Source organism: Actinoplanes sp. NPDC048791, from assembly GCF_040650095.1.
GTDB lineage: Bacteria > Actinomycetota > Actinomycetes > Mycobacteriales > Micromonosporaceae > Actinoplanes.
Map to the genome: position 1 here is coordinate 1 of NZ_JBEZGQ010000384.1, position 7,284 is coordinate 7,284.

Here is a 7,284-nt window from a genome sequence, read left to right on the forward strand (position 1 = left end):
CGCCGGACAACAGGTCGGGCGCGGTGCCGCCGGCGGTGCCGAAATCGGCGGTGGTCGCCGGGCGAAGCAGCGGATCCCTGCCGTTGAGGCCCGACACGGCCGCAGCATACAACCGCGCGACGCCGCGGGCGCTGCCGACACCGCCGGCCGAGGCCTGCCCGTGGGCCCGGACCATCCGGCTGTTGGCGAAAACGGTCAGGTCGGTCGGCGGGTCGGCGTGCAGGTTCAGCGCGATGCCGGTCAGGCTGCCCGGATCCGGTCCCGGCTCACGCCCGACCGGCGGGGCGAGCGGGCGGAAGCGCGGCTCCAGCTCCGCGGGCAGGCCGAGGAACAGGTCGATGCCGTACGGGACGCGGACGCGGTGCTCGTACGTCTGCTGCAGGGACCGGCCGGTCACCCGGCGCACGATCTCCCCGACGAGGGCCCCGATCACCAGCGCGTGGTAGCCGTACCCGGAGCCCCGCGGCCAGTACGGCCGCTGCTTGGCCAGCCGCTCGGCGATGATCCGGTCGTCGGCGAGCTCGGCCGGCCCGAAGCCGCCGTCCACCCCGATCAGCCCGGCCCGGTGCCCGAGCAGCTCGCGCACGGTCACGTCCGAAGTGAACTGCGGCCAGTAGTGCCGTACCGAGCGGTTGACGTCGATGACGCCGTCCTGCACGAGCAGCGCCACCACCAGGAAGGCCGCACCCTTGGTCACCGACAGCAGACCCATCAGCGCTTCCGGGTCGATGGTCCAGAGATCGACGACCTGCTTGCCGTGCCGGTGCACAGCGAGCTGGGCGCCGACCTCCCCCAGCCGGGCCAGCTCGGCGGCGAAGACCTCCCGGACCTTCTCGTAACCCGGGGCGACTGTTCCGTGCACCAGCGACATCGCCGGGCCTCCTTCCGCCTCCCCCATCGTGACGCAAATAGGGTGCGGAAGTCTCCCCCGCCACGCGGCTCCCGTCCGAAGACGATCAGGGGGTCAGGCGTCCCGGCGGACGACCGCGACCGTGGCGGCGAGCACCGCGGCCACCGTCCATCCGGCCGGGAGCCACAGGCTGTCGTCGAAGCTGTCCCGGACGAACGGCCCGAGCACGTAGTAGTAGCCGAGCACCACCACGACCGCCGCCAGGGCGTGCCGCAGCAGGGTGCCCACGGCCGCCGCCAGCACGGTGGTGAGGACGAGGTAGACCGGATTACCGGTGCCGGCGAGGAGCACGGTCACGACCGCGATCGGGACAGTGGCCAGGGTGAGGACGAGCGTTTTGGTGACCTGCAGGCGGGCCCGGCGGGGTGTGCAGAGCAGCGTGGTGTGGATCTGGCCGCCGTCGTACTCGGAGGTGGCAGCGAGCACGCCGAGGACGAGGAAGCCCGCTCGGACCACCGGGACCGGGTCGGGGCCGCCTTGGGCGACCAGCGCGATCAGCGTGGTCACGGCCCAGGTCAGGACCACGGTCAGGGCCAGGGCGGGCAGCGTCGCCAGCTTCAGCAGCTCGGCGCGGGCCGTGTTCACGCGTCGCGCCGGTGGAAGACGTAGGCGGCGACGCCCAGCAGGACGGCGACCCAGGCGCCCATGACCAGGCCGGCCGTCACCGGGGTCAGGTCGGTCCCGACGTCGTGGGGCTCGATGAACATCTGCGCGCCGGCCAGGTCCGGCAGGTAGGCCGCCAGCGGGGTCAGCTTGGTGAGGAGAAAACTGACCGAGACGACGGTGGAGTTCACGATCAGGAGCGTCAGCGGCAGGACGCCGCTGCGGGTCAGCAGGGTGATCCCGTACGCCAGCAGCGCGTTCAGCACCCAGTAGACGACGACCCCGGCGATCCGCGGCCCGGTCCCACCGCCGAGCACCCCGGCCACCGCCAGGGTTACCACTGCGCTGACCACCGCCGTCACCGCCACGCTCAGCACCAGCGCCGCGGTCTTGGCGGCCAGCAGACGCATCCGCGACGGCACACAGACCAGGCTCGTCGCGATCTGCCCGCCCCGGTACTCGCTGCCGGCGGCGACCGTGCCCAGCACGAGCGGCCCGAGCACCCCGACGGTCAGCTCCAGGAAACCGGTGTCGGGCGAGTTCGCCACCGTCCGCGAGTTGAGCAGCACCACGAGCGGCGGCAGGAGCAGGCTCAGCGCGACGGCCACCCACGCCGACGGCAGCCCGGCCAGCTTCAGCAGTTCCGCCCTCACCACCGGCCCCGCGTCCCGGTCGAGGTGAGCGCGAAGTAGGCGTCCTCCAGGGTCGGATGGTCGCCGGTGACCCCGGCCAGGGTCCCGGCGGCGATGATCCGGCCCCGGTCGATGACCACGACGTCGTCGACCGTCTCGGCGAGCTCACCCATCAGGTGGCTGGAGAGCAGCACCGTCGCGCCCTCGGCGGCCCGCCGGCGCAGGAACTCCCGCATCCACCGGATGCCGCCCGCGTCCAGCCCGTTCACCGGCTCGTCGAGCACCAGGACCGCCGGGTCCCCGAGCAGCGCCGCCGCCAGCCCCAGCCGCCGGCCCATGCCCAGCGAGTACGAGCCGACCCGCTTGCCCGCCGCCGCGCCCAGGTCCACCAGCTCGAGCACCTCGTCCACCCGCGAACGTTGCAGGCCGTTGCTGGCAGCCACCCAGCGCAGGTGCGCTCGGCCGGTCCGCGAGCGGTGTGCCCCGCTGCCGTCGAGCAGTGCGCCGACGACCGTCAGCGGCCGCCGCCACTGCCCGTACGGCCGCCCGGCGACCAGTGCCGTGCCCTGCTGGGCGCGGTCCAGGCCGAGCAGGATGCGCAGGGTGGAGGACTTGCCGGCGCCGTTGGGGCCGAGGAAGCCGGTGACCCGGCCGGGGCGGGCCGTGAAGCCGACGTCGGTGAGGATCTGGGTCCGGCCGCGCCGTTTGTGGACGTGCTCGATGGTGATCACCCCACCAGTCAAGGCGGCCGCCGGGCCGGCCACATCGGACCGTGGTCGGGACCGCGATCTCGGACCGTGGTCCGACGCCGGACGCCCGGACCGCACGTAGGGTGCGGGGGTGCAGGAGGTACGGCAGCGGCCCGCCCGCCGGTCCCGGGTCTGGCCGGTCACCGGGGCGACCCTGCTCGCGCTGGTGCTGATGCTGCTGCTCGTCGGGGCGGACGGGGTGCTGGCGGTGGTGATGCCGTCGCTGATCGCCGTGGGCGCGGTGGCCCTGGCGGCCTGGGCGAGCTGGCGCAGCCACACCGACCGCGTGGCCTACGAGGCCCGGCTGACCCGCTGGGCGGCCTCGGAGGCGGTGCTGGCCGAGCGTCTGCGCCTGGCCGGGGACCTGCACGACATCGTCTCGCACGGCCTGGGCCTGATCACCGTGCGCGCCGCCGCGGCCCGGCTCTCCGGCGACCCCGGCGCGGCACGGGAGGCGCTGTCCGACATCGAGTCCGCCGGCCGCGAGGCCACCGCCGAACTGCGCCGGATGCTCACCGTGCTGCGCACCGCCGGCGACTCCGGGCCGCGGCTGCCGACGGAGGATCTCGGCCGGCTGCCCACGATCGTGTCCGACGCCGGGGCCACCGGGGTGCGGGCGCGCCTGACGCTCGAGCCGATGGGCCCGGTCTCGCCGGGCGTGCAGGTGGCGATCTGCCGGACCGTGCGGGAGGCACTGCACAACGTGGCCCGTCATGCCGGCCCCAGCGACGTGCGGGTGCACGTGTACCGCGACGGCGACACGGTGGTGGCGAGCGTGCACGACAGCGGGCCGGACGGACCGTGGCCCGGCACACCCGGCTCCGGGCACGGGCTGACCGGCATCCGGGAACGGGTCACCGGTCTCGGCGGCACCCTGCACGCCGGGCCGGTCGAGCAGGGGTTCCGGGTGGTCGCGCGGATCCCCGACCGGACGCCCGGATGAGCGCCGTACGGGTGCTGCTCGTCGACGACCAGCCGTTGCTGCGGCACAGCCTCGCGATGATCATCGGCAGCGCGCCGGATCTGGCGGTGGTCGGTCAGGCCGGTGACGGCGCCGAGGCGCTGGAGGTGGCCCGGCGCACCCGGCCCGACGTGGTGCTGATGGACGTCCGGATGCCCCGGCTGGACGGCTTGCAGGCCACCCGGCGCATCTGTGCCGCCCCGGAGCTGGCGGCGACCCGGGTGGTCGTGCTGAGCATGTTCGAGCTGGACGAGTACGTCTACGAGGCGCTGCACGCCGGCGCCTCGGGTTTCCTGCTCAAGGACGCCCGGCCGGAGGAGCTGATCACCGCGATCCGCCGGACCCACGCCGGCGAGTCGCTGTTCGCCCCGTCCATCCTGACCCGGCTGGTCGAGCACTACGTCGCGGTCCCCCGTACACCGCGGGCGCCGGCGCCCCGGCCGCTCACCGCCCGCGAGACCGAGGTGCTGACGCTGATCGGGCGCGGCCTGTCCAACGACCAGATCGCCGCGCGGCTGACCATCTCGATCAAGACGGTGAAGACGCACGTGTCGCACCTGCTGACCAAGCTGGCCGCCCGCGACCGCGCCCACCTGGTGATCGCCGCCTACGACGCCGGGCTGGTCACGCCCCGGCCGCGCTGAGCCGGGGTCACTCCGCCGCGGGAGGAGCCGCGCGTACCTCGGTGTGGTGCTCGGCCAGCGCTTCGTTCATGCCCTGCAGGAAGCGGCGCACCAGGGCCAGGTCGTCGTCGCTGAAACCGGCCATCACGTCGTCGGTGCGCTTGCCCAGCGGGCCGAAGAACTCCATGGCCAGGGCCATGCCGGGCTCGCCGTAGCGCAGGTGCACAACCCGGCGGTCGGTGCTCTCCCGGGTGCGGCGCAGGTGGCCTGCGCGTTCCAGCCGGTCGATCGCGGCCGTGGTGGCGCCCGAGGAGAGCCCGATCGCCTCGCCGAGCCGGCCCGGGGTGAGCGGGGCGCCCCGGCCCTCGGCGTGCATCACCGCGATCAGCGCCTGCAGGTCGGTGGGGTGCAGCCCGTGCCGCTGGGCGAACGCGTGCCCCACGTGCTGCGCCTCGACGCTGTACGTGCGCAGCAGGTTGACGATCTCCTCGCGGAGCCTGTCCCGCTCCGTCCTGCGCGCCCGGTACACCCGCTCAGTGTTGCAGATGCCGTAGCACTGGTGGAGACTCTCGATGGTCGAGATTCTTTGCCGTGGAGGAATGATGGTGCTTCGGACACTCACCGGACGGCTCACCGCATGGCTGGTGCTCGTGGTCGCCCTGCTGCTCGGCGGCTCGGTCATCGCGAGCGCGGGCGAGGTCCGCACCGCCAACGACCCGACCGCCTCGCTGCCCTCGGCGGCCGAGTCCACCAAGGTCGCCGCGCTGCAACGGCAGCTGCCGTCGGGACAGAGCAACCCGGCCCTGGTCGTCTACAGCCGCGACGGGCAGGCGCTCACCGCCGCCGACGTGGCGAAGATCGAGGCCGACGCCAGGGCCTTCCGGACGCAGAGTCCGCCGGTGTTCTCCGACCAGCGGGACGCGGCGCTGGTCGCCGTACCGTTGCCGGCCGATGCCCCGGCCGACCGGACCATCGCCGCGGTCGCCGAGCTGCGCGACACCGCGCGGGCCGGGCTGCCGGACGGGCTGACCGCCCAGGTCACCGGCGGCGCCGGGTTCGCCGCCGACATCGCGGACAGCTTCACCGGGGCCAACACCAACCTGCTGATCGTGACCGTGGTGGTCGTGGCGCTGCTGCTGCTGATCACGTACCGCAGTCCGGTGCTCTGGCTCGTGCCGCTGGCCGTGGTCGGCCTGGCCGACCGGGTGGCCAGCGGGCTGGTCGCCCTGCTCTCCCGGCACACCGATCTCACCATCGGCGACTCCACCGTCGGCATCGTCACCGTCCTGGTGTTCGGCGCGGGGACCGACTACGCCCTGCTGCTCATCTCGCGCTACCGCGAGGAGCTGCACCGCCACGCCGACCGGCGCGAGGCCATGCGCCGGGCCCTGCGCGGCGCCGGCCCGGCCATCGCGGCCAGTGCCGTCACCGTCGTGCTGAGCCTGCTCACCCTGCTGCTGGCCAGCCTGGGCGACACCGTGGCCCTGGGCGTCACCGCGGCCCTGGGCATCGCCGTCGCCGCGCTCTTCGCCCTGATCGCCCTGCCCGCCGCGCTCGTGGTCTGCGGCCGGGGCCTGTTCTGGCCGTTCATCCCGCGCGTCGGTGCGGGCGGCGCCGAGCAGGAGCGCGGCCTCTGGGCCCGGGTCGGCCGCGGCGTCGCCCGCCGCCCCGGCCTGGTCACCGTGGTCGCGCTGGTCGTCCTCGGTGTGCTGTCGACCGGCCTGATCGGCACCCGGCTCGGGCTCTCGCAGACCGAGCAGTTCCGGGTCGAGGCCGAGTCGGTCGACGGCCTGACCACGCTCAGCCGCTACTTCCCGGCCGGCGCCGCGGACCCCACCGTGGTGATCACCGCACCGGCCACCGCCGACAAAGTCCTCGCCGCCGTTTCCGGCACGCCGGGGGTGGCGCAGGCGCGGATCGCCGAACGGGCCGGGCAGTCGGTCAGCATCACCGCGGTGCTGACCGCCGCGCCCGACACCCCGCAGAGCTACGGCACCATCCGGGCGCTGCGCGACGCGGTCGGCGACGACGGCCTGGTCGGCGGCAGTGTGGCGATCGCGATGGACACCCGGGACGCGTCGCGGGTGGACCTGCGGGTGATCGTGCCGGTCATCCTGCTGGTGGTGCTGCTGGTCCTGGGCCTGCTGCTGCGCGCGGTCGTCGCCGCACTGCTGCTGATCGGCACGGTCATCGCCAGCTTCGTCGCCGCCCTGGGCGCCGGCTCGTGGCTGTTCCGCGAGCTGCTCGGCTACCCCGGCCTGGACAACCAGGTGCCGCTGTACGCGTTCCTGTTCCTGGTGGCGCTCGGCGTCGACTACAACATCTTCCTGGTCACCCGGGCCCGGGAGGAGGCCGTGACCCGCGGCACCCGGGCCGGGATGATCCACGCCCTGGCCGCGACCGGCGCGGTGATCACCAGCGCCGGCATCCTGCTCGCGGCGGTGTTCGCGGTGCTGGGTGTGCTGCCGATCATCACGCTCACCCAGATCGGGGTGATCGTCGGTCTGGGCGTGCTGCTGGACACGCTGCTGGTGCGTACCGTCCTGGTCCCGGCCCTGGCCACCCTGCTGGGTGACCGGTTCTGGTGGCCGGCCGACCCGGCGGCCCCGCACCGCGCGCACCAGGAGGCGGGACCGGTGGCGCAGCCGGCGGCGGTGGCATGAACGCCGACGGCCTCGCCGCCACCGAGGCGGTGCTGACCGAAGCGCTCGACGGTGTCCCGGGTGTCCATCGCGATCGCCACTCTGCCGCCGACCAGGCCGTCGTCGCCGACCGCGTCGCGCAGCGCCCGGATGGTGCCGTAGCC

The 7,284-nt window shown here is 74.2% G+C and carries 8 protein-coding genes; 3 read left to right on the forward strand and 5 right to left on the reverse strand.

Annotated features, from left to right (window positions below; genetic code table 11):
• The 4 genes from AB0C29_RS25215 to AB0C29_RS25230 all read right to left on the reverse strand — a co-directional run.
• On the reverse strand, nt 1–871 hold an 871-nt coding region (locus AB0C29_RS25215; RefSeq protein ID WP_360824622.1), incomplete at its 3' end, for a serine hydrolase domain-containing protein.
• Nucleotides 872–964: 93 nt separating this feature from the next.
• Nucleotides 965–1,495, reverse strand: coding sequence for a hypothetical protein (locus tag AB0C29_RS25220; protein WP_360824625.1), 531 nt, complete (start codon nt 1,493–1,495; stop codon nt 965–967).
• Nucleotides 1,492–2,166: an ABC transporter permease gene (locus tag AB0C29_RS25225; protein WP_360824628.1), complete on the reverse strand. Its 675-nt coding sequence runs from the start codon at nt 2,164–2,166 to the stop codon at nt 1,492–1,494. The genes AB0C29_RS25220 and AB0C29_RS25225 overlap by 4 nt, the downstream gene beginning before the upstream one ends.
• Nucleotides 2,163–2,876 carry an ATP-binding cassette domain-containing protein gene (locus tag AB0C29_RS25230; protein WP_360824631.1) on the reverse strand — a complete coding sequence of 238 codons (714 nt, stop codon included), beginning with the start codon at nt 2,874–2,876 and terminating at the stop codon, nt 2,163–2,165. The genes AB0C29_RS25225 and AB0C29_RS25230 overlap by 4 nt, the downstream gene beginning before the upstream one ends.
• A gap of 109 nt (nt 2,877–2,985) precedes the next feature.
• On the opposite strand from AB0C29_RS25230, the gene AB0C29_RS25235 reads away from it, so the two are divergent.
• Nucleotides 2,986–3,837 (forward strand): histidine kinase, encoded by an 852-nt coding sequence (locus AB0C29_RS25235; RefSeq protein WP_360824634.1) that lies wholly within the window; start codon nt 2,986–2,988, stop codon nt 3,835–3,837.
• Nucleotides 3,834–4,499, forward strand: coding sequence for a response regulator transcription factor (locus AB0C29_RS25240; protein WP_360824637.1), 666 nt, complete (start codon nt 3,834–3,836; stop codon nt 4,497–4,499). The genes AB0C29_RS25235 and AB0C29_RS25240 overlap by 4 nt, the downstream gene beginning before the upstream one ends.
• Before the next feature lie 7 nt (nt 4,500–4,506).
• Here the strand turns inward: AB0C29_RS25240 and AB0C29_RS25245 are convergent, their stop codons facing one another.
• Nucleotides 4,507–5,007 carry a MarR family transcriptional regulator gene (locus AB0C29_RS25245; protein ID WP_360824640.1) on the reverse strand — a complete coding sequence of 167 codons (501 nt, stop codon included), beginning with the start codon at nt 5,005–5,007 and terminating at the stop codon, nt 4,507–4,509.
• 73 nt (nt 5,008–5,080) lie between these two features.
• Between AB0C29_RS25245 and AB0C29_RS25250 the strand changes: the two genes are divergently transcribed.
• On the forward strand, nt 5,081–7,141 hold the full coding sequence (locus AB0C29_RS25250) for an MMPL family transporter (RefSeq protein WP_360824643.1): 2,061 nt from the start codon (nt 5,081–5,083) through the stop codon (nt 7,139–7,141).
• Nucleotides 7,142–7,284 lie beyond the last annotated feature (143 nt).